The 25499-nt window shown below is 59.7% G+C and carries 22 protein-coding genes; 9 read left to right on the top strand and 13 right to left on the bottom strand.

Features of this window, described 5'->3' with window-relative positions; genetic code table 11:
- Positions 1-23: 23 nt before the first annotated feature.
- The 5 genes from ACYZT4_RS27045 (at position 24) to ACYZT4_RS27025 (ending at position 7101) form a co-directional block, all read left to right on the top strand.
- Positions 24-1547, top strand: a complete 1524-nt coding sequence (locus ACYZT4_RS27045) for a fumarate hydratase (RefSeq protein ID WP_461984165.1) — start codon at positions 24-26, stop codon at positions 1545-1547.
- A 126-nt stretch (positions 1548-1673) separates the two neighbouring features.
- On the top strand, positions 1674-3440 hold the full coding sequence (locus ACYZT4_RS27040) for an ATP-binding protein (protein ID WP_461984163.1): 1767 nt from the start codon (positions 1674-1676) through the stop codon (positions 3438-3440).
- Positions 3434-4765: a sigma-54-dependent transcriptional regulator gene (locus ACYZT4_RS27035; protein ID WP_461984161.1), complete on the top strand. Its 1332-nt coding sequence runs from the start codon at positions 3434-3436 to the stop codon at positions 4763-4765. Before ACYZT4_RS27040 ends, ACYZT4_RS27035 begins: the two co-directional genes overlap by 7 nt.
- Positions 4766-4943: 178 nt before the next feature.
- Positions 4944-6266 (top strand): MFS transporter, encoded by a 1323-nt coding sequence (locus ACYZT4_RS27030; protein ID WP_461984159.1) that lies wholly within the window; start codon positions 4944-4946, stop codon positions 6264-6266.
- Between the two features lie 205 nt (positions 6267-6471).
- A complete protein-coding gene (locus ACYZT4_RS27025; RefSeq protein ID WP_461984157.1) occupies positions 6472-7101 on the top strand; it encodes a flavin reductase family protein in 630 nt (209 codons plus the stop codon).
- 15 nt (positions 7102-7116) lie between these two features.
- Here the strand turns inward: ACYZT4_RS27025 and ACYZT4_RS27020 are convergent, their stop codons facing one another.
- On the bottom strand, positions 7117-7347 hold the full coding sequence (locus tag ACYZT4_RS27020) for a hypothetical protein (protein ID WP_461984155.1): 231 nt from the start codon (positions 7345-7347) through the stop codon (positions 7117-7119).
- A gap of 52 nt (positions 7348-7399) precedes the next feature.
- Positions 7400-7753: a putative quinol monooxygenase gene (locus tag ACYZT4_RS27015; RefSeq protein ID WP_461984153.1), complete on the bottom strand. Its 354-nt coding sequence runs from the start codon at positions 7751-7753 to the stop codon at positions 7400-7402.
- A gap of 333 nt (positions 7754-8086) precedes the next feature.
- Between ACYZT4_RS27015 and ACYZT4_RS27010 the strand changes: the two genes are divergently transcribed.
- A complete protein-coding gene (locus ACYZT4_RS27010; RefSeq protein WP_461984152.1) occupies positions 8087-9016 on the top strand; it encodes an AraC family transcriptional regulator in 930 nt (309 codons plus the stop codon).
- Between the two features lie 90 nt (positions 9017-9106).
- Here ACYZT4_RS27010 and ACYZT4_RS27005 read toward each other — a convergent pair whose 3' ends face one another.
- The 6 genes from ACYZT4_RS27005 to ACYZT4_RS26980 form a co-directional block, all read right to left on the bottom strand.
- On the bottom strand, positions 9107-10162 hold the full coding sequence (locus ACYZT4_RS27005; RefSeq protein ID WP_461984150.1) for an ABC transporter ATP-binding protein: 1056 nt from the start codon (positions 10160-10162) through the stop codon (positions 9107-9109).
- A gap of 16 nt (positions 10163-10178) precedes the next feature.
- Positions 10179-11027, bottom strand: coding sequence for an ABC transporter permease (locus tag ACYZT4_RS27000; protein WP_461984148.1), 849 nt, complete (start codon positions 11025-11027; stop codon positions 10179-10181).
- Positions 11024-11932, bottom strand: a complete 909-nt coding sequence (locus tag ACYZT4_RS26995) for an ABC transporter permease (protein WP_461984146.1) — start codon at positions 11930-11932, stop codon at positions 11024-11026. Before ACYZT4_RS26995 ends, ACYZT4_RS27000 begins: the two co-directional genes overlap by 4 nt.
- A gap of 193 nt (positions 11933-12125) precedes the next feature.
- On the bottom strand, positions 12126-13229 hold the full coding sequence (locus ACYZT4_RS26990) for an ABC transporter substrate-binding protein (protein ID WP_461984144.1): 1104 nt from the start codon (positions 13227-13229) through the stop codon (positions 12126-12128).
- A gap of 238 nt (positions 13230-13467) precedes the next feature.
- Positions 13468-14916: an aldehyde dehydrogenase family protein gene (locus ACYZT4_RS26985; RefSeq protein WP_461984142.1), complete on the bottom strand. Its 1449-nt coding sequence runs from the start codon at positions 14914-14916 to the stop codon at positions 13468-13470.
- Positions 14913-16550 (bottom strand): 5-guanidino-2-oxopentanoate decarboxylase, encoded by a 1638-nt coding sequence (locus ACYZT4_RS26980; RefSeq protein WP_461984140.1) that lies wholly within the window; start codon positions 16548-16550, stop codon positions 14913-14915. Before ACYZT4_RS26980 ends, ACYZT4_RS26985 begins: the two co-directional genes overlap by 4 nt.
- Positions 16551-16710: 160 nt before the next feature.
- Between ACYZT4_RS26980 and ACYZT4_RS26975 the strand changes: the two genes are divergently transcribed.
- On the top strand, positions 16711-17592 hold the full coding sequence (locus tag ACYZT4_RS26975) for a LysR substrate-binding domain-containing protein (RefSeq protein WP_461984138.1): 882 nt from the start codon (positions 16711-16713) through the stop codon (positions 17590-17592).
- A 19-nt stretch (positions 17593-17611) separates the two neighbouring features.
- Here the strand turns inward: ACYZT4_RS26975 and ACYZT4_RS26970 are convergent, their stop codons facing one another.
- From ACYZT4_RS26970 to ACYZT4_RS26955, 4 genes are all read right to left on the bottom strand, one after another.
- Positions 17612-18634, bottom strand: coding sequence for an alpha-xenorhabdolysin family binary toxin subunit B (locus tag ACYZT4_RS26970; RefSeq protein WP_461984136.1), 1023 nt, complete (start codon positions 18632-18634; stop codon positions 17612-17614).
- A gap of 35 nt (positions 18635-18669) precedes the next feature.
- Positions 18670-19908: an alpha-xenorhabdolysin family binary toxin subunit A gene (locus tag ACYZT4_RS26965; protein ID WP_461984135.1), complete on the bottom strand. Its 1239-nt coding sequence runs from the start codon at positions 19906-19908 to the stop codon at positions 18670-18672.
- A gap of 317 nt (positions 19909-20225) precedes the next feature.
- Entirely contained in the window at positions 20226-20840 is a 615-nt protein-coding gene (locus tag ACYZT4_RS26960; protein ID WP_461984133.1) for an NAD(P)-dependent oxidoreductase, read from the bottom strand.
- Positions 20841-20897: 57 nt separating this feature from the next.
- The gene (locus ACYZT4_RS26955) at positions 20898-21776 is read right to left on the bottom strand and encodes an MBL fold metallo-hydrolase (protein ID WP_461984132.1); all 879 of its coding nucleotides are present in this window, start codon (positions 21774-21776) and stop codon (positions 20898-20900) included.
- Between the two features lie 114 nt (positions 21777-21890).
- Between ACYZT4_RS26955 and ACYZT4_RS26950 the strand changes: the two genes are divergently transcribed.
- Positions 21891-22796, top strand: coding sequence for a LysR family transcriptional regulator (locus ACYZT4_RS26950; protein WP_461984131.1), 906 nt, complete (start codon positions 21891-21893; stop codon positions 22794-22796).
- 389 nt (positions 22797-23185) lie between these two features.
- On the opposite strand, the gene ACYZT4_RS26945 is transcribed toward ACYZT4_RS26950, so the two are convergent.
- Positions 23186-24082: a helix-turn-helix domain-containing protein gene (locus ACYZT4_RS26945; protein ID WP_461984130.1), complete on the bottom strand. Its 897-nt coding sequence runs from the start codon at positions 24080-24082 to the stop codon at positions 23186-23188.
- Positions 24083-24261: 179 nt separating this feature from the next.
- Here ACYZT4_RS26945 and pobA point away from each other — a divergent pair, with 179 nt between their 5' ends.
- Positions 24262-25455, top strand: coding sequence for a 4-hydroxybenzoate 3-monooxygenase (pobA, locus tag ACYZT4_RS26940; protein WP_461984129.1), 1194 nt, complete (start codon positions 24262-24264; stop codon positions 25453-25455).
- The last annotated feature ends 44 nt before the right edge of the window (positions 25456-25499 follow it).

The following is a 25499-nucleotide window of genomic DNA, read 5'->3' as shown; positions in this document are numbered from 1 at the left end:
GTCTTTATAGAGGAGCGCGACCAATGACCGTGATCAAGCAAGACGACCTGATTCAGAGCGTTGCCGACGCCCTGCAGTTCATTTCCTATTACCACCCCGTTGACTTCATCCAGGCGATGCACGAAGCCTACCTGCGCGAAGAATCGCCAGCGGCCCGTGATTCGATGGCGCAAATCCTGATCAACTCGCGCATGTGCGCCACCGGCCACCGGCCGATCTGCCAGGATACCGGCATCGTCACCGTGTTTGTCCGCGTGGGCATGGACGTGCGCTGGGATGGCGCCACCATGAGCCTTGACGACATGATCAACCAAGGCGTGCGCCAGGCGTACAACCTGCCGGAAAACGTCCTGCGTGCCTCGATTCTCGCCGACCCGGCGGGCGCTCGTAGAAACACCAAGGACAACACCCCCGCTGTGATCCACTACTCCATCGTTCCGGGTAACACCGTGGAAGTGGACGTGGCGGCCAAGGGTGGCGGTTCCGAGAACAAGTCGAAAATGGCCATGCTCAACCCGTCCGATTCGATCGTCGACTGGGTATTGAAGACCGTTCCGACCATGGGCGCCGGCTGGTGCCCACCGGGCATGCTCGGCATCGGCATCGGCGGCACCGCCGAGAAAGCCGCCGTCATGGCCAAGGAAGTGTTGATGGAATCCATCGACATCCACGAGCTGAAAAAGCGCGGCCCGTCCAACCGTATCGAAGAGATGCGCCTGGAGCTGTTCGAGAAGGTCAACCAACTGGGCATCGGCGCCCAGGGCCTCGGTGGCCTGACTACCGTGCTCGACGTGAAGATCATGGATTACCCGACCCACGCCGCTTCGTTGCCGGTGTGCATGATCCCAAACTGCGCCGCCACCCGTCACACGCACTTTGTGCTAGACGGCTCCGGCCCGGTTGCCCAGGAAGCGCCACCGCTGGACGCCTACCCGGAAATCGTCTGGGAAGCCGGCCCGTCGGCTCGTCGCGTCAACCTCGACACCCTGACCCCGGAAGACGTGCAGAGCTGGAAGCCGGGCGAAACTGTCCTGCTCAACGGCAAGATGCTTACCGGTCGCGACGCCGCGCACAAGCGCATGGTCGAGATGCTGAACAAGGGTGAAACCCTGCCGGTGGACCTCAAGGGTCGCTTCATCTACTACGTCGGCCCGGTTGATCCGGTGCGCGAAGAAGTCGTTGGCCCTGCCGGTCCGACCACCGCGACGCGGATGGACAAGTTCACCCGTCAGATCCTCGAGCAAACCGGCCTGCTGGGCATGATCGGCAAATCCGAACGCGGCCCGACCGCAATCGAAGCGATCAAGGACCACAAAGCCGTTTACCTGATGGCAGTCGGCGGCGCGGCGTACCTGGTGGCGCAGGCGATCAAGAAATCCCGCGTGGTCGCATTCGCCGAACTGGGCATGGAAGCGATCTACGAGTTCGACGTGAAAGACATGCCGGTGACCGTTGCGGTGGATAGCAAGGGTGAGTCGGTGCACATCACTGGTCCCGCGATCTGGCAGAAAAAGATCAGTGAAAGCCTGGCGGTAGAAGTGCAGTAAGCGCTTCGACTGACCTAGCGAAGGCGACAGGGGGATGCTCCTGTCGCCTTTTTTATTGCCCACACATCCCCCTGCGTCGTGCGTGGTATGGTGCGCCCCCTCCGTCAACAGTGGGTAATGCCCGGCATGTCTGAGTCTTCTCGCCCCCTGCGCCTGGCGCTGTACACCTTTTTGATCCTCGCCGGTGCAGTCCTCGCCGCCACGTTGGCCATGCGTCACGCCGAGCGCCAGGCCATGGTGGAAGACGCCGCCCGCGCCAATCAGCAACTCGGGCTCTACGCCACCTCGCTGCACACCCTGATCGAACGTTACCGCGCCCTGCCCGCCGTCCTCGCCCTCGACCCCGAGTTGCGTTCGGCGCTCAACGGGCCGGTCACGCCCGAACAGCAAGACGCGTTGAACCGTAAACTGGAAAAGATCAACGGCGCCGCCCAGTCCTCGACCCTCGAACTGCTTGATCGCAACGGCCTCGCCGTAGCGGCGAGCAACTGGCGGTTACCCAGCAGTTACGTCGGCCACAACTACGGTTTCCGTCCCTATTTCAGCCAGACCCGCACTCAAGGCACCGGACGTTTTTATGCGGTGGGCGTGACCAGCGGAATTCCCGGTTACTTCCTGTCCAATGCGGTAACCGATGACGCTGGCGGCTTCCTCGGTGCAATGGTGGTGAAACTCGAATTTCCGGAACTGGAGCGCGAATGGCGCCAAGGCAGCGACACGCTGCTGGTGAGCGACGCGCGCGGGATAATCTTCATCGCCAATCAGCCGGGCTGGCGCTATCGCCTGTTGAAACCGCTGGGCGAGAGCGATCACAGCGAACTCAAGGCCACCCGCCAATACGACAAGCAACCGCTGACGCTGCTGGACTATCAATCGCTGCGGCGCTTTGACGACAACAGTGAACTGGCGCGGGTCGATGGCCCGGACGGCAAGACGGATTACCTGTGGGAATCCCTGCCACTGGCCACCGAAGGCTGGACGTTGCACTTGTTGCGTCGACCGCAGGTGGCGTTCGAAGACAGTCGCAACGCCGCGCTTGCCGCCGCCGGGCTGTGGCTGACCGTGGTGTTTTTGCTGCTGTTCCTCAACCAGCGCTGGCGCCTGGCGAAAATGCGCCAGCGCAGCCGCGAGGAACTTGAACAATTGGTGGAAGAACGTACCCGCGATTTGCGTACCGCTCAGGACAGCTTGGTGCAATCGGCCAAACTCGCCGCCCTCGGGCAGATGTCGGCAGCACTGGCCCACGAAATCAACCAACCGCTCACGGCCCAGCGCATGCAACTGGCGACGCTGCGGCTGTTGCTCGATCACGGCCGCGTCGATGACGCCTACAAGGCGCTCAAACCGGTGGACGACATGCTGACGCGCATGGCCGCCCTCACTGGCCACCTGAAAACCTTCGCTCGCAAGAGCCCCAGCGGCTTGCGCGAACGCCTGGACCTGGCGGCGGTGGTCGACCAATCGTTGCACTTGCTCGACACCCGGCTGCGCGATGAACAGGTCAGCACCGTGCTGCACCTGACGCGCCCGGCGTGGGTGCGGGGCGATGCGATCCGCCTGGAACAGGTGCTGATCAATCTGCTGCGCAACGCCCTGGACGCGATGCAGGACAAACCGTGCAAACGCCTGGAAATCCGCCTCGAGGCCGACGAACAACTCTGGCGTCTGAGCGTCATCGACAACGGCAGCGGGATTGCCGACGAAAATCTGGTCAAGGTCTTCGATCCTTTCTTCACCACCAAGCCGGTGGGCGATGGCCTGGGCATCGGTCTGGCCGTATCCTTCGCCATCGTTCACGAATCGGGCGGACGCCTGAGCGCCGCTAACCACGCCAACGGCGCGGTGTTCAGCCTCACCCTGCCCATCGATCCGGAGGCTTCAGGCCCATGCTGAATTCAGTGATGGTGGTCGACGATGAAAGCAGCATTCGCAGCGCCGTCGAACAATGGCTGAGCCTGTCGGGTTTCGAGGTGAAGCTTTTCAGCCGCGCCGATGAATGCCTGGCGCAACTGCCCGCGCATTTTCCCGGGGTGATCCTCAGCGACGTGCGAATGCCCGGCATGACCGGGCTGGAGTTGCTGGCCGAAGTGCAGCGCCGCGATGCCGATTTGCCGGTGATCCTGCTGACCGGCCACGGCGACGTGCCGATGGCGGTCGACGCGATGCGCGATGGTGCCTACGACTTTCTCGAAAAACCCTTCAGCCCGCAAACCCTGCTCGGCAGCCTGCGCCGCGCATTGGACAAACGCCGCCTGGTGCTGGAAAACCGCGCCCTGCACGAGCAGGCGGACAACCGCGCCAAACTCGACGCGACGTTGCTCGGCGTGTCCCGGGGGTTGCAAACGCTGCGCCGGCAAGTGCTGGAGCTCGCGGCACTGCCGGTCAACGTATTGATCCGCGGTGAAACCGGCAGCGGCAAGGAGCTGGTTGCCCGTTGCCTGCATGATTTCGGACCGCGCGCCGCGAAGCCGTTTGTCGCGTTGAATTGCGCAGCGATTCCCGAGCAGTTGTTCGAGGCCGAGCTGTTTGGCCATGAAAGCGGCGCCTTCACCGGCGCCCAGGGCAAGCGTATCGGCAAGCTCGAATACGCGGATGGCGGCACGCTGTTTCTCGATGAAATCGAAAGCATGCCACTGGCCCAGCAGGTGAAATTGCTGAGGGTGTTGCAGGAGCAGAAGCTTGAACGGCTGGGGTCCAATCAGAGCATTCGCGTGGACTTGCGGATCATCGCCGCGACCAAGCCTGATCTGCTGGATGAGGCGCGGGCCGGACGGTTTCGCGAGGACCTGGCTTATCGGTTGAACGTGGCAGAGTTGCGACTGCCGCCGCTGCGTGACAGGCGCGAAGACATTCCGTTGCTGTTCGAAACGTTTGCGCAGAATGCAGCCGAGCGCTTGGGCCGCACGTTCCCGCCGCTCAGCGGGTCGCAGTTGAGTCATCTGCTGAGCCACGACTGGCCGGGCAATGTGCGCGAACTGGCGAACGTGGCCGAGCGTCGGGTGCTGGGCCTGAGCGAGCCTACACCTGAGGGCATCGATCCGGGGCAATCGCTGGCGGCGCAGCAGGAAGCGTTTGAAGCACATTGTTTGCGCGCGGCGTTGCGCCGACACAAGGGCGATGTGAAAGCGGTGCTCGAAGAACTGCAACTGCCACGGCGAACGTTCAATGAAAAGCTGCAGCGCCATGGGCTGACCCGTGAGATGTTCCTGCCCGAATGAACGATCAGGTTCGGCGGAATTCCGCTTGCAGGCCGAGCCCTGTAAGCGGATTTCCGCTCACTTAGGCCGCCACACCCCTCTAAACCGCCCCTCCTTCGTTTGGCACACCTCCTGCTATAGCCCACACAGGCTGCGTTTCAACGCGCTCCACAAAAACAATTAAACGAAGGATCCTTCAATGGATAACTCCAACGCCCTGCCCCTTGGGTCGGCTGCCGCGCCCGCCAAAGAAAGAACCACCGCCAGTCGCATCAAATCGATTTTCAGCGGTTCGGTCGGCAACATGGTCGAGTGGTACGACTGGTACGTCTACGCCGCGTTCTCCCTGTACTTCGCCAAAGCGTTTTTCCCCAAAGGCGACACCACCGCGCAACTGCTGAACACCGCCGCGATCTTCGCCGTGGGCTTCCTGATGCGCCCGATCGGTGGCTGGCTGATGGGCCTGTATGCCGACAAGGCCGGTCGCAAGAAAGCGCTGATGGCCTCGGTGTACCTGATGTGCTTCGGCTCGCTGCTGATCGCCCTGAGCCCCGGTTATGAAACCATTGGCATCGGCGCGCCGATCCTGCTGATTTTCGCCCGTCTGCTGCAAGGCCTGTCGGTCGGTGGCGAGTACGGCACTTCGGCGACGTACCTCAGCGAGATGGCGACCAAGGAACGTCGCGGCTTTTTCTCCAGTTTCCAGTACGTGACCCTGATCTCCGGCCAGCTCATCGCGCTCGGCGTGCTGATCGTCCTGCAAAACGTCCTGACCACCGAAGAGCTGTACGCCTGGGGCTGGCGCATCCCCTTTGCCATCGGCGCGTTGTGTGCCGTGGTCGCGCTGTACCTGCGTCGTGGCATGGAAGAGACCGAGTCGTTCAACAAGGTGGCGAAAGAGAAGAAAGAAAGCGCGATGCGCACCTTGATGCGCCATCCCAAGGAACTGATGACCGTGGTCGGCCTGACCATGGGCGGCACGCTGGCGTTCTACACCTACACCACGTACATGCAGAAATACCTGGTGAACACCGTCGGCATGAGCATCTCCGACTCCACCACCATTTCCGCCGCCACGCTGTTCCTGTTCATGTGCCTGCAACCGATCATCGGCGGGCTGTCGGACAAGGTCGGTCGCCGGCCGATCCTGATTGCCTTCGGCGTTCTCGGCACCCTGTTCACCGTGCCGATCCTGACCACCCTGCACACCATCCAGACCTGGTGGGGCGCGTTCTTCCTGATCATGGCGGCGCTGATCATCGTCAGCGGCTACACCTCGATCAACGCGGTGGTCAAAGCCGAACTGTTCCCGACCGAAATCCGCGCACTGGGCGTCGGCCTGCCGTACGCACTGACCGTGTCGATCTTCGGCGGCACCGCTGAATACATCGCGCTGTGGTTCAAGAGCATAGGCATGGAAACCGGTTACTACTGGTATGTCACCGCGTGCATTGCCGTGTCGTTGCTGGTGTACATCACCATGAAAGACACCCGCAAGCATTCGCGGATCGAGACGGACTAAGCCCGTAGGCGCTACAAAAAAGGGGGCAGACCTTGGCGGGTCTGCCCCTTTTTTTGCCCAACACATATCCCTGTAGGAGCGAGCTTGCTCGCGATGGATGACAGCGATAACGTGGGTCGCCCGACGGACCGCGTTGTTCAAACGTTTTTCGCGAGCAAGCTCGCTCCTACAGAAGCCCATCCGCACACCGCCCAGGAATCCCTCCATGCCCGACGACATCCACTTCTACGAACCCGCCAACGGCCATGGCCTGCCGCACGATCCGTTCAACGCCATCGTCGGTCCGCGTCCCATTGGCTGGATTTCTTCCCAGGACGCCAACGGCCGCCTGAACCTGGCGCCCTACAGTTTTTTCAACGCCTTCAACTACATTCCGCCGATCATTGGTTTTTCCAGCGTCGGGCGCAAAGACAGCTTGAACAACATCGAGCAGACCGGCGAGTTCGCCTGGAACCTGGCGACCCGGCCGCTGGCCGAGCAGATGAACCAGAGCTGCGCGATGGTCGGACCAGACATCAACGAATTCGAGTTGTCGGGGTTGACCCCCGTCGCGTCGAAAGTCATCCAGGTGCCGCGCGTTGCCGAGAGCCCTGTGTCCTTTGAATGCAAGGTCACGCAGATCATCCAGCTGCAGCGGGCCGACGGCAATGTGGTGCCGAGCTGGCTGATCCTCGGCGAAGTGGTCGCCGTGCATATCGCGAAGTGGCTGTTGAAGGATGGCGTTTACGACACCGCCGCGGCAGAACCGATCCTGCGCGGCGGCGGGCCAGCGGATTATTTTCAGCTGGGGCCGGAGGCGTTGTTCAAGATGTTCCGCCCGGGGGCGGTCAAGTAGCGACCAGATAAGCGACTACCAGATCAACTCGCCGTCTTCGCCAACGCCTTTGAGACGGGTTAGCTGCATTGCGGCGGCGTCGTCCGCTTCTGTGGCGGTCTTGAAGGTTTGCTCTTCCAGCAGTTTGTTGAAGCGCGGCGCGCCCGAGCCACCGATCGGTTTGGTGGCAATCGCCGCGTAGTAACCGCCCTCGCGGGGGACTACGGCGGATACGGCTTCGAAGGTTTCAAAGGCTTTGCGTGCCATGTCGGTGATCCTGGCTGATTGAGGGCTAATTGAGAGCTGGACCATTAAACCCTCAACCCGCCATTTTGTGTACCCAGGACTGGGACTGTTCTGTTGCCTGAGCCGCCGACACCTCCTTGAAGGTATGAAAATCCAGGCTGTTAACCACCAGCTCCTGCACCAGCTCGGCGAAAATCTGCATCGCCGGTGTGCCGAAGTAGGCGGTCATGGCTTGCTGATGCGTCCAGAAACCGGACACCAGCCACAACTCCGGATCGCACTGCGAATGCTGCAAGGAAAAACTCAGGCAACCCGCTGCGCTGCGCGACGGTTCGATCAAGGCGCTCAGACGTGCGCCGAGTTCCGCCGAACGCCCGGCGCGAGCGCGGACAAAGGCCATATGACTGACGGGAATCTGCGTAGACATGGTGAACCCTCCCAGGTACTCCAGTTGCAGCCGTGGGACGGGCTGCGACAGGATTCAAGGTTAAGCGCCCGAGCACCGCGCCGTTAGTCGATTCCTGCCGGCTTGTTGCACAATCCTGCGCGGCTGTCGTGTGCACCTGTAACAATGTGTAAAACCGCTCACAGCATTTAAACACGAGGTTCAAGCAAGTTTTCCGGTGCTGAACTGCCATAGAAGCGTCCCGCTTCAACCCCATGCAGAATCAGGCAAGCATTTCGCAGGATGTGTCTACCGCTCTGTCTTGCACAAACTTATGCTCAGCTCATTCCCACTGCTTCGCCGAGGATGCCCTGCATGTCGTCACTCGATCACTTTCAAGCCCCGCTGGACGCCGACATGGAGAAACAGCGCGCGGAACTCGCAGCCATCATTCTTCGCAACACCCAGGAGGATGGCAATTATGCGACGGCGGTGGGCTCGCTGTGCATGTCGCGCCACAGCAAATCCCACGACTTTGCCCCGGTGCTCGCACAACCCGCGCTGTGCATCATGGCTCAGGGACGCAAGGAAGTGCGGCTGGCGGATGAATACTTCAATTACGACCCGCTGAATTATCTGGTGGTGTCGGTCTCGATGCCGTTGAGCGGTCGGGTGGTGAACGTCACGTCTGAAGAACCGATTCTTGCGGTTCGGCTAGACATTGATCCGGCGGAAATCACCGCGCTGATTGCCGACGCCGGGCCACTCGGCGTGCCGACCCGGCCAACCGGGCGCGGCCTGTATGTGGAGCGGATCGACACGGCGATGCTCGACGCGGTGCTGCGTCTGGCGCGGTTGCTGAATGCGCCGAAAGACATCGCCATGCTCGCGCCGCTGATTCGCCGGGAGATTCTCTACAGGTTATTGCGCAGTCCACAGGGCCATCGCTTGTATGAAATTGCCATCGCCAACAGCCAGAGCCACCGCATCAGCCAGGCAATCAAGTGGCTCAATGGCAACTATGAGCAACCGTTGCGCATCGATGATCTGGCGAAGGAAGTGAACCTGAGCGTGTCGACGCTGCATCACCGGTTCAAGGCGATGACGGCGATGAGTCCGTTGCAATATCAGAAGCAGCTGAGGCTGCAGGAAGCGCGGCGTTTGATGCTGGCGGAAGGGCTGGAAGCGTCGGCGGCGGGGTATCGCGTCGGGTATGAAAGCCCGTCGCAGTTTAGCCGCGAGTACAGCCGATTATTCGGCGCACCGCCGCTAAGAGATTTGGCGCGATTGCGCTTGACCGTCTGATCCGGATTTTTGTGGAGCAAGTGCCGGCCCCATCGCGAGCAGGCTCACTCCTACAGGGAAACGCATTCCAATCGCGATGGGGCCAGCCGGTCAGGCACCGAGGACGCGACAGGCTTCGGCCGGCAAGGTCACCGACACCGGGTTGCCAATGCTCAAACCAAACCCCTGACACGGTGTGCTCAACGCCGTGAACGACACCCCGGAGCACTCCACCGTCGTCTCGATCGTCGCGCCTATATCCCGCACGAATGTCACCGTGCCCAGCAACCGATTCCCCGCCGTCGCTTGCGGGTGTGACAGTTGCAGGTCTTCCGGGCGGATCAGCATTTTGACTTTCTCGCCAACCACAATGCTGCTGCAGATCGGCACTTCCAGCGCGGCGCCACCGGGCAAGCCGACCTTGCCGTTGCCCAGCGCCGTGGCCGGGAAGATGTTGCCCGAGCCGATAAAGTCCGCGACAAATTCGTTGGCCGGGTGCCGGTAAATCTCGATCGGCGTGCCCACCTGTTGCACCCGATGTTCGCCCAATACGACGACGATGTCGGCCATGGTCATGGCTTCGCGCTGGTCGTGGGTCACCATGATCGTGGTGATGTTCAGGCGCTGTTGCAACTGGCGGATTTCCACTTGCATCGACTCGCGCAACTTGGCGTCCAGCGCGGACAACGGTTCGTCGAGCAGGAGGATTTTCGGGTGGTTGGCAATTGCCCGGGCAATCGCCACGCGCTGACGTTGGCCGCCCGAGAGTTTCGCCACTGGCCGGTCAATCATTTCCTGCAACTGGATCAGTTCCAGCAACTCCACGACCCGCGCCTGCTGATCGGCCTTGTTGACGCCGCGCAGTTTCAGCGGATAAGCGATGTTCTCGCCCACCGTCATGTGCGGGAACAATGCCAACGATTGAAACACCATGCCGAAATTACGCTGATGCGCCGGGGTGTTGCCGATGTCTTCACCGTCCAGGCGAATCTCGCCGCCGGTGAGGGTTTCGAGCCCGGCGATCATCCGCAGCAATGTAGTTTTACCGCAGCCGGACGGGCCGAGAAAACACACCAGTTTGCCTTCCGGCAAATGCAGGTTTACATCCTTTACCGCGCAGGCCGAGCCGTAATGTTTCTCGACGTTTTCCAGAATCAGACCAGACATAAATCACCTCAAGAAATCAGAACGAAACGCCACCTTCACCGACCAGCTTCTCCAGCGCCCAGATCAGGACGAAGTCGATCAGCACGATCAGCACGGCAAACGAAAATACAGTGGGGTCGAGGGAGGACACGGTGCGGCTGTACATCCAGATCGGCACGGTCATGACGTCGATGGTGTAGAGGAAATAGGTCACAGTGAACTCGTTGAACGAGACGATAAACGCCAGCAGCATCCCCGCCAGAATCCCCGATTTCATCAGTGGCACCACCACATCGACAATCGCCCGTAGCGGTGAAGCGCCGAGCATTTGCGCGGCCTCTTCGACTTCGCTGCCGATGGAGAGCATCGCCGCCGTGCAGTTCTTCACCACGAACGGCAGCGCCAGGATCACATGGGCGATCACCAGCCGCGAGGTGGTCATCTGGAACGGCAGGCTGTCGAAGATCAGCAGCAGCGCCAGGCCCAGCACCACCATCGGGAACACCAAGGGCAAAGACATAAGCTGCAGCGCCACGGCTTTGCCGCGAAACTCGCAACGGGTCAGCGCATACGCCGCCGGCACCGCGATGATCGTGGCGAAGACCATGGTCAGGCACGCCACCATCAGGCTGGTGGTCATGGCTTTGCCGAGGCTCAGCACGTCGCTGGCGTCCGGCGACGCGAACGTGTGCCAGGCCGCTTTGTACCATTGCAGGCTGTAGCTGCTCGGCGGGAAGTCGAGGTTCGACGCACCGCTGAACGACATGACGATCATGGTCAGGATCGGCAGCACCGCCAGTAGCAGAATGAAGCCCGAGAGGATGCCGGCGAACTTGCCGGTGTCACCCGGCAACAGCGAGTGTCGTTTCTTGATGACAGCGCTCATTGCGAAGCCTCCAGCATGCGCCGACGACGGCCGGTGATGTATTCGGACAAGGTCATGATCGCCAGCGTGGTGACGATCAGCACCACCCCGGCAGCGGAGGCGGCAGGCCAGTTCATCAGCGGGGCGATCTGGTCATGCACCATCACCGCGAGCATCGGCACACGGCGGCCACCGAGCAGCAACGGCACCACAAAACTGCTGGCGTTGTAGGCGAACACCAGCGTGGCGCCTGTGATGATGCCCGGCAGGCTCATCGGCAAAACAATTTGCCGGAACACCTGCAAGCGACTGGCACCCAAGGTGGCAGCGGCCTCTTCATAGGTGCGCGCGACGCCGCGCATGGCGCTGGCAATCGGCAGCACGGCCAACGGGAACGCGGTCTGCACCAGGCCCATCAGCACGCCGTTCTGGTTGTACAGGAGCATGATCGGTCGCTTGATCAGGCCCAGGCCCATCAACGCCTGATTGAGCATGCCGCCGGGGCCGAGAATCACCAGCCAGCCGTAGCTTTGCAGCAGCAGGTTGACCAGCAACGGCAGCAGCACTGCCGCAAGGAAGATCCGCCGTATGAACGGTGAAGTCAGGCGCGACATGGTGTAGGCCACGGGTATCGCCAGCACCACGGCGATCACGGCGCTGATCAGCGCCAGGCGCAGGGTCAGCAGCAAGGATTTGAGGTAATACGGTTCCAGTAATTGGGCGTAACTGGCCAGGCTGAACCCGGTCCACTCCGCGCCTTTGGTGCCCACGCTCATGCGCAGCACCAACAGGCTGGCGGCAATCAGCACGCCAAGGAACAGCATCGACGGCGAGAGGAAAAACCACGCGCGGGTCGTCGGCGAAACACCCCGACGTGCGCGCGTTGGCGCGGCACTTACCGGATGGGTCAGAGGTTGGTGTTCCATAGCAAGGGTCTCGTCAATGGAAAGCAGCTGGCGAATACAACCTTCAAAACCACATTGCCCCTTGTAGGAGTGAGCCTGCTCGCGATAGCGGTGTGTCAGTCGACATCAATGTTGAATGACCGACCGCTATCGCGAGCAGGCTCACTCCTACAAGGGAACTCAGGGTGATTTCGGAATCGTGTTCGCCACTCGATCAGGAAGAAAAGATTTCCGTGTAGCGACGAATCCATTGGTCATGCACGGTGGCCAGGAAAGCGTTGTCGTGCATGATCGCCTTCTCGGCAATCTGCTCCGGCGTGAGGATGTACGGGCTCTTGCGCGCTTCGGCGGAGATGATCGCCTTGGCATTGACCGGGCCGTTGTAGATGTCTTCGGCCATCTTGCCCTGCACCAGCGGGTCCAGAGAATGGTTGATGAACGCGTAGGCCAGGTCGGTATCGCCGGGACGATTCTTCGGCATCACCGACTGCATCAGGTCGGTGTAGAACCCTTCCTTCATGCCGAACGTCGCGCTCAGGCCGTAGGCCGGATCGCGAATCTGTTTCGGGAAGAACGCCGGTGCGTACAGGCCGCCCATGTCCAGCGAACCGGTGCGGAACAGCTCGGCGATCTGGTTCGGGTTTTCCCCGAGGGTCACCACGCGGTCCTTCAACTCGGCGAGTTTCTTGAAGCCCGGTTCGATGTTGTGCTCGTCACCACCAGCCAGTTTGGCGGCGATGATGATCAGGTCCATGGCCTCGGTCCAGTTCGGCGGCGGCAGGAAGATGTTAGGTGACAGTTCGGCATCCCACAGGGCGGCGTAGCTGTCCGGCGCTTCCTTGATGGTGCGGGTGCTGTAGACGAGGCTGTTGCACCAGAGCAGGTAACCGATGCCGTGGCCATTGGCGCCGGTGCGGTATTTCTCCGGAACATCCACCAGGTTGGGAATGCGATTGAGGTCGGGTTTTTCCAGCAGGTTGGCGGCGGCCAGACCTTCGGCGCCGACGCCAGCCAGGGTGATGATGTCGTATTGCGGACGATCACCGCCGGCTTTCAGTTTGGCGACCATTTCCGAGGTGCTGCCGGTACGGTCGGCGATGACCTTGCAGCCGTACTTGTCTTCAAAGGTCGCCGCGATGTTGCGCAGCGCTGCCAGACCGGTGTCATCGGACCAGGTCAGCAGGCGCAGGGTCTTGCCCTGGAAACGCGTGTCGCTGGCATTCGCCCGCACGAAAGGCAGGCTCATGGCTGCCGCTGCAACCGAGGCTACGCCTACGGTCTTGATGAATTGACGTCTGTTCAGATCATGCTCGCCCATTACGGACTCCCTTTGTTTTTGTAGGTATAAGGCAGGTCGAAAGCTAGTTTATCCGCGTGTATCCGTGTGTATCCGTGCGGTCGGATCAGCGTTATCCCCCGTATTTTCGGGGGCTTGGCTGAGCCGGTGAGTTCATCCTGAGGTCGTGCAAAACGGCTGACTATCGATAAAAATTCATTGGAGCCATGACGCCAGCGCATGCCTCGCCATGAGGCATGCGTTCACCCTTTTCGTGCCGTCAGACGGCACGAATCACGTGTTTGATTTCCTGAAAAGCCTGCAAGCCCCACGGCCCCAATTCCCGGCCGATACTGCTCTGTTTGTAACCACCCCAGGCGGTTTGCGGGAAGATCACTTGCGGCGCGTTGATCCACACCAGCCCCGCCTGCAAAGCGTTGGCGACCCGATCCGCGGCATCGGCGTTACGCGTGACGACGCTGGCGACCAGCCCGAACTGGCTGTCGTTGGCCAAGGCAATCGCCTCGGCCTCGCAGGTGAAACTGCGCACGCAAATCACCGGGCCGAAAATCTCCTCACACCACAACGCACTGTCGAGGGGCACTTCGGTAAAAATCGTCGGCTGCAAAAAATAGCCGCGTGGCAAGTCTGCCGGGCGATTGCCGCCGCAAATCAGCTTGGCGCCGGCACTCAAACCGCGATCAATGTGACCGAGCACACGCTGGTATTGCGCCTGGTTGACCAGCGCGCCCATCTCCACGGCAGGGTCAAACGGGTCCGCGACGCGAATGGCTTCGGCACGCGCTTTCAGGCGCTTTAGGAATTCGTCGGCCAGTTCATCGGCGACCAGCACGCGACTGGTGGCGGAACACATTTGCCCGGCGTTGAAGAAACCACCGCCACACGCCACTTCCACGGCCAGTTCGATGTCGGCATCGGCCAGCACCAGCAGCGAGGATTTGCCACCGAGTTCCAGGCTCACGCCCTTCACGGTTTCGGCGGCGCGTTGCATGACTTGCACACCGACAGCGTTGCTGCCGGTAAAGGATATCTTGGCGATGCGCGGGTCGGCCGACAGCGGTGCGCCCACCGCAAGGCCGGTGCCGCAGACCAGGTTGAACACGCCGTTGGGCAGCCCGGCTTCAGCGATAATTGCCGCCAGTTCCAGCTCTGGCAGCGGCGTCACTTCCGAAGGTTTGAGCACCACGCAGCAACCAGCGGCCAGGGCCGGGGCGAGTTTCCAGGCAGTGGTGACCATCGGGAAATTCCACGGCACGATGAGGCCGACCACGCCACACGGCTCACGGCGCACGCGGGCGCTGAAATCGTCCGTAGGCAACTCGACATTGCTGTCCTGTCTGGCGTCGAGACCCTCGGCCAGGCCGGCGTAATACTCGAACGTGGCGATCACGTCATCGACGTCGATGGCCGCTTCGAACAGCGGCTTGCCGTTGTTGCTCGACTGCAAATGCATCAACTGCTCGCGACCGGCCTGCACCCCCGCCGCGATTCGGCGCAGGATCGCGCCACGTTCGGCACCGGTGGTTTGCGACCAGGCCTTGAAAGCTTCGGTCGCCGCGTTCACGGCTTGGCTGATCGCGCGTTCGTCGCCGCCATTGACGGTGGTCAGCAGCGCTTCGGTGGCCGGGTTGATCACGCGCAGATGTTCGCCGCCCGCTGACCATTTTCCGTCAATGAACAGACCATCCACTGTGGTTGGGAAGCTCATTTCGACACCGCCTTCATCCACTGGGTCTGATCGATTTCAATCAGGGTCGGGCCCTGGCGGTCAGCGGCGGAACGCAGTGCGTGGCGCAGTTGCTCGACACCGTTGACCGCTTCGGCGGCACAACCCAATGCTTTGGCGACACCGATGAAGTCCGGGGTGTAGATGTCGACCCCGACCGGCTCGATGGCGCGGTTGACCATGTATTTTTTGATCTCTTCGTAGCCCTGGTTATTCCACAGCAGGACGATCACCGGGGTGCGCGCTTCAACGGCGCTGGCCAGTTCCGGCAAGGTGAATTGCAGGCCGCCGTCACCGATCAGGCACACCACCGAAGGCCGTGCACCTTTTTCCAGCGTGCCGCCGAGCCACGCGCCAATGGCAGCCGGCAAGGCGTAACCGAGGGTGCCGTAGCCGGTGGACGAGTTGAACCAGCGGCGCGGGCGCTCCGGATTGAAGGTCAGGTTGCCGGTGTACACCGGTTGGGTCGAATCACCGACGAACACCGCGTTGGGCAATTCGTGCAAAACGGTTTCGAGAAAGCGGGTCTGCGCCAGCGTCGGCGCATCCCAGGTTGCAGCGAGGTCTTCACGCAGACGCGCGGCACGCACTTGGCCCCAATCGTTGCGGCGCTCGGCCAGCGACTTGTGCGACAGCGCGCTCAGCAAGGCTTGCGCCGCGTTGCGCGAGTCGGCCACCAGCGCGATGTGCGGAGGGTAGTTGCGCACGGTTTGATCCGGGTCGATGTCCACGCGCAGCAGCTTGCCGGGAATCTCGAAACCACCGGCGAAGGTGATGTCGTAATCGGTCTCGGCCAGCTCGGTGCCGATGGCCAGAACCACGTCGGCCTCGGCCACCAGCGCGCGGGTCGCCACCAGGCTTTGGGTCGAGCCGATCAGCAGCGGGTGCCTGGATTCGAGCATGCCTTTGGCGTTGATGGTCAACGCGACCGGCGCGTCGAGCAGCTCGGCCAGTTCAGTCAATTCAGCAGCGGCATCGATGGCACCGCCCCCAGCGAGAATCAGTGGGCGCTTGGCGCCGGCGAGCAGCTCGGTCATGCGGCTGATCGCGCTTGGCGAAGCACCGGCGCGGTCGATGTTGACCGGCAGGCTGCCGAGCAAGTCGTCGGCGTCTTCGACCAGCACGTCCAGCGGAATTTCGATGTGCACCGGACGCGGGCGACCGGCCTGGAACAGCGCAAATGCGCGGGCCAACACGCCGGGTAATTCCGACGCCGACATCAAGGTGTGGGAGAACGCCGCCACGCCACCCACCAGCGCACTCTGGTTCGGCAGCTCATGGAGTTTGCCGCGACCGCCGCCCAACTGGTTGCGCGTCTGTACGCTGGAGATCACCAGCATCGGGATCGAGTCGGCGTAGGCCTGGCCCATGGCGGTGGTGATGTTGGTCATGCCCGGCCCGGTAATGATGAAGCACACACCCGGTTTTCCGCTGGTGCGCGCATAACCGTCGGCCATGAAACCGGCGCCCTGTTCGTGACGCGGCGTCACGTGGTTGATGCTCGAACGGGCCAGCCCGCGGTACAGCTCCACGGTGTGAACCCCGGGGATGCCGAACACCTGATCAACCCCGTAATCTTCGAGTAACTTGACCAATACTTCGCCGCACGTCGCCATGTCTTTTGCCCTTCTTGTTCGTTTGAGACGCCGGGCCTGCGCAGTGTTTATGATGAGTGGGCAGGTCCAGGGATGGCCTCATTGGAACGGGCGACACGTAGCCGCAACAATGGATAAAAAGTCATACTAGCCATGTCTTCACGTCATACCTTGGATCCCGATGAAACGATTGCCTCCCCTGCCGGCGCTGCACACTTTTCTGATTACCGCGCAGTGCTGCAACTTCACCCGCGCCGCCGAACAGCTGTTCATCACCCAGGGCGCGGTGAGTCGGCAGATCGCCGGGCTGGAAGAACATCTGGGTTATGAGCTGTTCATTCGCCAGGCCCGAGGCCTGGACCTGACTGCCGAAGGACGGGCGTGGCTGCCACGGGTGCAGCAGATTTTCGGTTTGATCGATGAGGCGGTGGAGCAGATCGGCGAGAAGCGTGAAACCCTGCAACTCAAGGCGCCGACCTGCGTGATGCGCTGGTTGTTGCCGCGCCTGATGCAGTGGCAGCGGGAACGTCCGGATGTGCCGGTGGAGCTGACCACCACGGTCAAGCACGGCGTGGACTTCCACCGCGAGCAATTCGATGCGGCGGTGATGTACGGTGCACCGCCCGACAGTGCATTGGTCAGCCATCACCTGTTTGATGAACAACTGACACCGGTCTGCTCACGGCCGTTGCTCGAAGGCCCGGTGCCACTGCGCACACCGGATGATCTGCAGCACCACCTGCTGCTGCACCCGACACGGGATGAACGGGACTGGAAAGCCTGGCTCGCCAGCGCCGATGTGCACTTGAGCAATGTCGGTAAAGGCCAGCATTTCGAAACGCTGGACCTGGCGATGTCGATGGCATCACAGGGAACCGGCGTCGCCATTGGTGACTGGTCCCTGATCGGAGACGACTTGAGCGCCGGCCGATTGGTGATGCCCTTTGACCTGAAAGTGCGCACGGGGCTGGCGTATTACATTGTCCATCCTCAGAAGCCAGCACCGAGTGGCCCCTTGACCGAATTGCTGGATTGGCTGCAAGGCCAGGCTCACGCACTGTAAAAAACCGTTCAGAACCGGTTTAACGCCAGGTGATGTGCTTCAGGTAGTTGAGCATCGATTCATGGTAACCGGCGATCAGTTGAATGCTCTGTACGTCGCGAATCAACTGAGGCTGAGCCGTTGTTGAAAAATACTCATAGGCTGCCAGCACCTTTCGAGCTTGCTGCAACCAGTTTTCAGTCACCTGGTCCAGAGCCCCGATGGCCTCGATCTTTTGCAGTTTCAGGGACTGATCAAGAATGTGCGTCTCGATATCGAGCAGCTCTGACTTCACGCCATCGATTCGACCGCGAACACCGTCCCTCGCTTGCGCCAGGTTTGCATAGCGTCGTCCCTCTTCAATGCCCTCCAGATTGCCTTTCAGACGATTGAGCGCTAACTCAAGAAACTCGCGATCAGGTTTGCTGGTCGTCACGAGTTTAAGGATCGCTTCTATTTCGGCAGCGCCTGGGACCTGCTTATTGAAAATATCCCGCCAGTTCGGAGCGTTGAATTGCGCGATTTGCTGATCAATGCTGTGTTTCTCGATCCGAAGTTTTTCGTGGTCTTCTTCCAGTCTTGCGGCGCTTTGGCGCAGTCGGGCAAGCCGGTCTGACTCAATCTGGACCATGTCCGCCCCCACATGGGCAAAGCGGATTTCACCCAAGTTCTGAAGCGTGTGCCGTAAATGATTAATCGCACTCTCCACCGGTGCCTGCGCACTCACAGCGCGGCGGTAGCAATACTTCACCAGTTCTTCGATTTTCTCTTCGCAGATACTGGGCGTAATGGTTGTCGCGTGCTTGATCTCTTCAATGCGAGTCAGGGCACTGGCGAGCCCGACATTGCTCAGTGCAACAACTACCCGTTTGATATCTTCACCCATCTGCTGATCGTCGGCATTGAGTTGGTCGCGGACGTACAGTGTTTTTTCCTGCACGCCCGGCAGGAATGCAAATTTTTTACCAGCGACCGCCAGATTGAAGTGATCCTGACTGGCTCTCATGACCTTCCGGTCGGGCGGAACAAAATCGTTGAAATCATTAAATTTAGTAACTTTCATGTGTATCTCATCCTTGAATTATTTGAATCTTCGGTTCAATCAACTACTTCATTGAAAACCTTGGACAATGCGTTGGCGTGACCCTTGATGACCTTCCAGGGCTCAATTACCGATTCCAGATCAAGTACGAGCATACTCAGATCCAGACTGTTTTCAGCCTCAGACAATCGAGACGCCGACTCATCTATATACAGCCAGATAAGCGCCCATACGTCTTCGAGATTCCTCGCGCCTTCTTCGGCATCCTTCATCAATGCCTGTATATTAATTAGCCCGCCTGCCAACTCACTCATCAGCTTTGATACAGTGGCGCCACGCATCTGTTCCAACAACTCAGTGCGTTTCTCCAGCAATGCATTTTTTTCACCCCTGACACGCTCAGCCTGAGACCCGAATATGCCCCCCGTAATAGCGACACCAATCGGCCCGAACACCAGCCCGGTAAACGCATAACCAACCAGACTGCGGTATTCATCGAGCTTTTCAGCGACAGCTTGATCAAGCTCTTTAAGTTCACGTTTTATATGTTCGACCCTGGCATCCTTTTCGATACCGGCTGCTTCAACATAACGCAATTTGACAGTTATCACAGGCAGGAGGTCTTCCGTGATTTTGCGAGAAAATTCAGAAGCGAGGGCTTTGACTGCACTGACCCGCTTATAGAAACTCTCGATATCAGCCTTCATCCGATCGAAGAACCGAACCAGGCTCTGTACCTTCTCGGTGTCAGAGTTGCCGAGTGGTATCGCGGCCAAAATTGCCCGTTCTTCTGGTGTCATCGTATCGACCGTACCCACCAGATCCCGGTAGCCGCGAAAGCCTTTCAGGCGATCGACGATCAATTCACCCGTGTTGATGAAGCCTTTGGAAAACAGATCCAGTCGGCCGCCGAGGTTCTTGGTTTCGCGTTCCAGTGTTCCCCAGGAAAGCGCATGTTTATGAATTTCCTGGTGCAAAGCTTGTATATCGCGCGGCTCCAGCCCCTCCGAATCAGCACGTGTGTAGGCAAGCATTTTCTCCACCGCGCTCAAGTCGACTGGTAGGCGCAGACTCGAATTGACATAGCGTTTGATGGCGACAATGTTACTTTTCTTGACTATAAATGTTCCATCCTTGTAATCGGGGGCATCTTCACCCGCCATCACGCCAAAATATTGCACCGGTACATATTTGGCGGCGTCATCGAGCGTCGCGACTCCCTCCAGATTATTAACTGCATCCAGTGCAGCGTGTGTTAACTGGTTTTCTAAATCCTGTTTCGTAGACATTTCCATATAAATTCCATTTAAAAGAAATCACAGACCTATTAATCAAATCGTCACCCTTCAACTAACTGAAAGAATGACCAATGCAAAACAACATTAACCGGTCGGCTTTTCATATTCAATCGGAACTGTGAAGCGATGACGTAGGAAAATAAAACCACATGCCATGGAATTTTAATACCTGAAAATAATCACTAAAAGGTACGGCACTTAACGATGACTTAACTCCACTATTAAAACCCACTGACAATATTATGCATGATGTTTTTTTAAATAAAAAAAGCACACGCCTTATTGCAAGACGCGTGCTTTATATTGCCTGAATATTAGTAACCGACGGTAAATCGTTGGCGCTGATGTGCCGGTTTGTCGATTTCATCAATCAAGGCAATTGCATAATCAGCAAAGCTAATCCAGCTTCGCCCTGCACGGCTCACCAGCAAATTATCCTGGCCAACTCGAAACGTGCCCGTACGCTCTCCGTCGACAAACTCCGCCGATGGCGACAGGAAGGTCCAGTTCAGATCCACCTCCAGACGCAGGTTCTCGAGGAACCGGGCACCGGCACTGGCCTCGGCTTTGTACGCTTCAGGGAAACCAATGCTGTCGATGACGCGCGTTCCATCCGGCAGCAACAACGAACCGGCACCGCCCACCACCAGCAAACGTTTTACGGCGGCCTCCTTCACCGGGCCGATGACGGCACTGGAAGGGAGGGTCGCAAATTGCGCGGCGCTGATCACCACGTCATGTCCCCTGATCGCCGCTTGCAATGCGTGTGCATCCAGGGCGTCGACGTTCTTGCTGATCACACCGGCGCGCTGGCCGATTTTCGACGTATCGCGGGCAATGGCCGTGACGGTGTGACCGCGACGCAGGGCTTCCTCCAACAGTTGGCTGCCGGCACGGCCGGTGGCACCGATGATTGCGATGTTGCTCATGGCGTTCTCCAGTATCGATCAGGGTGAATGGGTGAATGGGTGAATGGGTGAATAGGGTTACCACTTCATTTCGCCCTTGGCGACTTTGGCGCTCAGCTCCAGAGAGCTTTCTTCGCCCAACGCCGGGTAGCGTTTCTTCATGGAGGCGATCAGTGCGGCAGAGTCCTTGGCCTTGGCGGTTTCTCCATCGAAAGCCTTGATGTAATCAGCGGTAAATTGCACCGCCGCCAGCGAACGCGCGCTATTGCCCAAGTAGTGACCCGGCACGACGGTGTGCGGTTTCAGGGTTTCGATGGAATGGAGCGTAGCCAACCAGTTGGCGTGTGACTGTGGGGTTTGGGTATCCGCCATCCAGACGTGAATATTTTCCGCAATAACGACGCCACCGACCACGGCGTTGATCGACGCAATCCACACGAAAGTTCGATCCGGTTGTGGGCCCTCAAGACCGACCACCTGCAACTTCTGCCCTTCAAGCATCAGGCTATCGCCCTTGAGCACGCCCGGCACAATGACTTTGGCCGGTGCGTCAGGGCCCAGTTTAGGGCCCCAGTACGCCAGTTTTGCTTCGACCGTTTGCTGGATGTGATCCACGGTCGGTTGCGAGGCGAGCACTTTTGCATTCGGGAATGCGGTGGTCAGGGTGTCGAGGCCGAAGTAGTAATCCGGGTCACCATGGCTGATGTAAATGGTGGTCAGTTGTTTGCCGCTGGCGCGGATTTTTTCCACCACGTGCTCGGCCTGGGATTTACCGAACTGCGCGTCCACCAGGATCGCGTCTTTCTCGCCGCTGACCAGCACTGAGGTCACCGGGAAAATCGCCTTGTCACCTGGGTTGTAGACGTCGAGTGTCAACGTTGAGGCCGCCGCGTGTGCAGCGAAGCCGACAGTGGCGGTGGCCAGCAAAAAACGCTTGAGGGAAGTGAAACCTGTCATGTGGTGCTCCATTGTCCGACCGCCGTGGATGGCGATGGAGTGGAGCTTAATTGCCTTATTCGTTACAAAAAATGCGATGCTGGGACATAGTTTGTTTCTGAAATCGGGCAAATCATGGATCGTCTGCAAGCAATGCGCGTGTTCGTCACCGTGGTCGACCTCGGCAGCCAGTCGGCCGCCGCTGACCACCTGGGGCTTTCGCGTCCAGTGGTTTCGCGGTATCTGGCGGAACTGGAAGACTGGGTCGGCGCGCGCCTGATGCACCGCACCACACGCAAATTGAGCCTGACCGCCGCCGGCAGTGAAATCCTGCCACGCTGTCGGCAGATGCTCGAGCTTTCTTCGGACATGCAGGCCGCCGTCAGCGAACCCGACGAAGCGCCGCGGGGGCTGTTGCGGATCAGCGTCAGCACCTCGTTTGGCCAGGCGCAATTGGCCGACGCAATGGTGGCCTACGTCAAACGTTACCCCGGCGTCAGCATCGACCTGCAGATGCTCGACCGTACGGTGAATCTGGTGGACGAGCGCATTGATCTGGCGATTCGCACCAGCAATGACCTGGACCCGAACCTCATCGCGCGGCGGCTGACCGTCTGTCGCTCGGTGATCTGCGCCGCTCCCGCTTATCTGCAAGAGCATCCGGCGCCGGAGCGAGTCGAAGACCTGAGCCAACATAATTGCCTGACGCACTCCTATTTCGGCAAAAGCCTGTGGCATTTCGAGGAGGACGGCGAGCCGGTCTCGATCGCGGTTCAGGGCAACATCAGCGCCAATGAAGCCAGCACGCTGCTGCGGGCAACAATCGCCGGCGCGGGCGTGGCGATGTTGCCGAGTTATCAGGCCGGTGTGCACATCCACAGTGGTGAATTGATACGTCTGTTACCTCAGGCAGAACCGCGCCAGATGAACATCTACGCCGTCTATGCCTCGCGCAAGCACATGCCCGCAGCGTTGCGCAGCGTGCTGGATTTTCTGGTGTTGAGGTTTCCCGAGGAACCGGCGTGGGATATCGGTTTGTAACCCGATCCGCTGTAGGAGCCAGCTTGCCGGTAATGGTCGTTAAAGATAGAGCGGGGTTCCTGGATAGTCGCGGTGCCCGTGCGTCCATCGCCAGCAAGCTGGCTCCTGCAGGGGCAAATGTAAATGCGGACAGACTGGCAACTCACCACCGCTGACCTATGCTGAAAGAAGTACCCGAGGGTATTCGTTCAGAGGTCAACGCCATGAACATCAAAACAAGAAGATATTTCGCGATTTTCATCACGTGCGCAGCCACGCTGGCGCTATACGGCACAGCCGCGTGGCGAGTCGAGCAGTTGCGGCAACTGCCGCGTGAATACGCGAGCTGCAACTTTGAGCGCTGCATCCCCCACAACGCGACACTTAACGCGCTCCGGTAACGGAGAGGTTCAGGCCTCGTTGTCCTGATCGGCCTTCAAGCGGTCGCGAAATGCCTTGGGCGAGATCCCGACCCGGCGTCGGAACAACCGCGTGAAGTTGGTCGGATCGGAAAACCCCAATACGTCGGACATTTCGTAAATGGTCATGCTGGTGTAGGTCAGCAAGCGCTTGGCCTCCAGCAGTTGCCGCTCGTGCATGATCTGCAACGCCGGTTGTCCCGCCAGTTCACGGCAGGTGCCGTTGAGGTGCGACACCGAAATCCCTAGCCGATGCGCGAGGTCCTCGACCTTGACGTGCTGGCGATACGTCTCTTCCACCAGTTGGATAAATCCGTTGAGGTATTCCCGCGCGCGCTGCGGACGCTGGCTGGCGGAGCGACGCTGAAGCGCCTGGCGGCTGACCCACACCAGAATCACGCTGACCAGCGAATGCATGAGCATTTCCCGGGCAGGCTGGTGGCCGGTGTACTCACTCTGCAACGCAGCAAACAGACTGTTCAGGTAGTCACTGTCCGCGCCGGCTGGATAACTGTCGGCCTGGGCCAGCGCGTTGACCGAGTTGCCCAGTTGCGCCTGGAGATGCGCGACCAGCGGCGCAGCCAGGGTCACGACAAACCCATCGACGTCTTCCGAAAAACGGTAACCGTGCACCGATAACGGCGGCAGCACCAACATTGTCGGCTCGCTCAGCTGCGTACGTTTGCCTTCGATTTCAAGCTCTGCCTGACCTTTGAACACGAAGAGCAACTGGCATAAATCGGCGTGGCGATGAGGTTTGATTTCCCACTGATGTTCGCGGCTGCGTTTGGAAATGGTTTCACAATGCAACAAGTCCGGGGTGGGCCATTCCAGGCTTTCACCGTAGAGCTTGAACACCGGTATCGAAGGCAGGGCAGGCTTGTTCATAACTTCAATCCAGGCCTCGGGAGGTGGCGGGCGATAATCGCACCGATTGGCAGAATGTGCAGCTTTCGGCTCAGTTTTCACCTTCAATTGACCGACCCGCAAGTGAAAAATGCAAGCACTCGATCCATAAAAACAATTCACCGACTCTGGTCGTGTGGAGCTTGCGAGTCCTAAAAACAATGAAAACGCTGAAAACCCAAATCGCCATCATCGGTGCCGGCCCTTCTGGTTTGCTGCTCGGCCAATTGCTGCACAACGCCGGTATCGACACCCTCATCCTCGAACGCCAAAGCCCCGACTATGTGCTCGGTCGAATCCGCGCCGGCGTTCTCGAACGAGGCATGGTAGAGCTGCTGCGCCAGGCCGGTGTGGGCCAGCGGATGGACGCCGAAGGACTGGTCCACGGCGGCTTCGAACTGGCCCTCGAAGGGCGCCGCGTCCACATTGATCTGCAGGCCCTCACCGGTGGCAAAACCGTGATGATCTACGGCCAGACCGAGGTCACCCGCGACCTGATGGCCGCTCGTCGGGAGACAGGTGCCAAAACGATTTATGAAGCCGGCAATGTGGTGCCCCACGGCATGAAAACCGATAAGCCGTTCCTGACGTTCGAAAAGGACGGCGAAGACTGGCGGCTCGATTGCGACTACATCGCCGGGTGCGACGGTTTTCACGGCGTGGCACGACAATCGATTCCGGCCAAGAACCTCAAAGTGTTCGAACGCGTGTATCCATTCGGCTGGCTAGGGATTCTCGCCGACACCCCGCCGGCTCACGATGAACTGGTCTACGCCCGTCATGCGCGCGGTTTTGCCCTGTGCAGCATGCGTTCGGCAACCCGCACCCGCTACTACCTTCAGGTACCTGCAGACGAAAAAGTCGACGATTGGTCCGATCAGCGTTTCTGGGACGAACTCAAATCCCGTTTGCCGGCGGCGCACGCCGAGTTGCTCGTGACGGGACCGTCCATCGAAAAAAGCATCGCGCCGTTGCGCAGTTTCGTGGTCGAACCGATGCAGTACGGACGGATGTTCCTCGTTGGTGACGCCGCACACATTGTTCCGCCCACGGGTGCCAAAGGCTTGAATCTGGCGGCGAGCGACGTCAGTACGTTGTTCAATATCCTGCTGAAGGTGTACCGCGAAGGCCGTGTCGATCTGCTGGAGAAATACTCCGAGGTCTGCCTGCGTCGGGTTTGGAAAGCTGAGCGATTCAGCGGGTGGATGACCTCGATGCTGCACCGTTTTGATGATCACGATGCGTTCAGCCAGCGGATCGCCGAATCGGAACTCGACTACTTCGTTGACTCCGAGGCCGGTCGTAAAACCATTGCAGAAAATTACGTCGGGCTTCCATACGAGGCTATCGAATAGCCTGCTATCGACTTACACTGGCGAGCATCCCCGTTCGCCTTGCT

This window comes from Pseudomonas sp. GB2N2 (assembly GCF_054897705.1).
Note: the sequence above shows the minus strand (reverse complement) of the source record. Positions and strands in the feature narration are given on the sequence as shown.

Excerpts from the sequence above, each read along its gene's own strand:
- ACYZT4_RS27025 (WP_461984157.1), top strand. The coding sequence starts at position 6,472 with ATGCCCGACGACATCCACTTCTACGAACCCGCCAACGGCCATGGCCTG.
- ACYZT4_RS26960 (WP_461984133.1), bottom strand. The coding sequence starts at position 20,840 with ATGAGCAACATCGCAATCATCGGTGCCACCGGCCGTGCCGGCAGCCAA.
- ACYZT4_RS26990 (WP_461984144.1), bottom strand. The coding sequence starts at position 13,229 with ATGGGCGAGCATGATCTGAACAGACGTCAATTCATCAAGACCGTAGGC.
- ACYZT4_RS27000 (WP_461984148.1), bottom strand. The coding sequence starts at position 11,027 with ATGAGCGCTGTCATCAAGAAACGACACTCGCTGTTGCCGGGTGACACC.
- ACYZT4_RS26965 (WP_461984135.1), bottom strand. The coding sequence starts at position 19,908 with ATGGAAATGTCTACGAAACAGGATTTAGAAAACCAGTTAACACACGCT.
- ACYZT4_RS26975 (WP_461984138.1), top strand. The coding sequence starts at position 16,711 with ATGAAACGATTGCCTCCCCTGCCGGCGCTGCACACTTTTCTGATTACC.
- ACYZT4_RS26995 (WP_461984146.1), bottom strand. The coding sequence starts at position 11,932 with ATGGAACACCAACCTCTGACCCATCCGGTAAGTGCCGCGCCAACGCGC.
- ACYZT4_RS27045 (WP_461984165.1), top strand. The coding sequence starts at position 24 with ATGACCGTGATCAAGCAAGACGACCTGATTCAGAGCGTTGCCGACGCC.
- pobA (WP_461984129.1), top strand. The coding sequence starts at position 24,262 with ATGAAAACGCTGAAAACCCAAATCGCCATCATCGGTGCCGGCCCTTCT.
- ACYZT4_RS27040 (WP_461984163.1), top strand. The coding sequence starts at position 1,674 with ATGTCTGAGTCTTCTCGCCCCCTGCGCCTGGCGCTGTACACCTTTTTG.
- ACYZT4_RS26955 (WP_461984132.1), bottom strand. The coding sequence starts at position 21,776 with ATGACAGGTTTCACTTCCCTCAAGCGTTTTTTGCTGGCCACCGCCACT.
- ACYZT4_RS27035 (WP_461984161.1), top strand. The coding sequence starts at position 3,434 with ATGCTGAATTCAGTGATGGTGGTCGACGATGAAAGCAGCATTCGCAGC.
- ACYZT4_RS26985 (WP_461984142.1), bottom strand. The coding sequence starts at position 14,916 with ATGAGCTTCCCAACCACAGTGGATGGTCTGTTCATTGACGGAAAATGG.
- ACYZT4_RS27005 (WP_461984150.1), bottom strand. The coding sequence starts at position 10,162 with ATGTCTGGTCTGATTCTGGAAAACGTCGAGAAACATTACGGCTCGGCC.
- ACYZT4_RS26950 (WP_461984131.1), top strand. The coding sequence starts at position 21,891 with ATGGATCGTCTGCAAGCAATGCGCGTGTTCGTCACCGTGGTCGACCTC.
- ACYZT4_RS27030 (WP_461984159.1), top strand. The coding sequence starts at position 4,944 with ATGGATAACTCCAACGCCCTGCCCCTTGGGTCGGCTGCCGCGCCCGCC.
- ACYZT4_RS27020 (WP_461984155.1), bottom strand. The coding sequence starts at position 7,347 with ATGGCACGCAAAGCCTTTGAAACCTTCGAAGCCGTATCCGCCGTAGTC.
- ACYZT4_RS27015 (WP_461984153.1), bottom strand. The coding sequence starts at position 7,753 with ATGTCTACGCAGATTCCCGTCAGTCATATGGCCTTTGTCCGCGCTCGC.
- ACYZT4_RS26980 (WP_461984140.1), bottom strand. The coding sequence starts at position 16,550 with ATGGCGACGTGCGGCGAAGTATTGGTCAAGTTACTCGAAGATTACGGG.
- ACYZT4_RS27010 (WP_461984152.1), top strand. The coding sequence starts at position 8,087 with ATGTCGTCACTCGATCACTTTCAAGCCCCGCTGGACGCCGACATGGAG.
- ACYZT4_RS26970 (WP_461984136.1), bottom strand. The coding sequence starts at position 18,634 with ATGAAAGTTACTAAATTTAATGATTTCAACGATTTTGTTCCGCCCGAC.
- ACYZT4_RS26945 (WP_461984130.1), bottom strand. The coding sequence starts at position 24,082 with ATGAACAAGCCTGCCCTGCCTTCGATACCGGTGTTCAAGCTCTACGGT.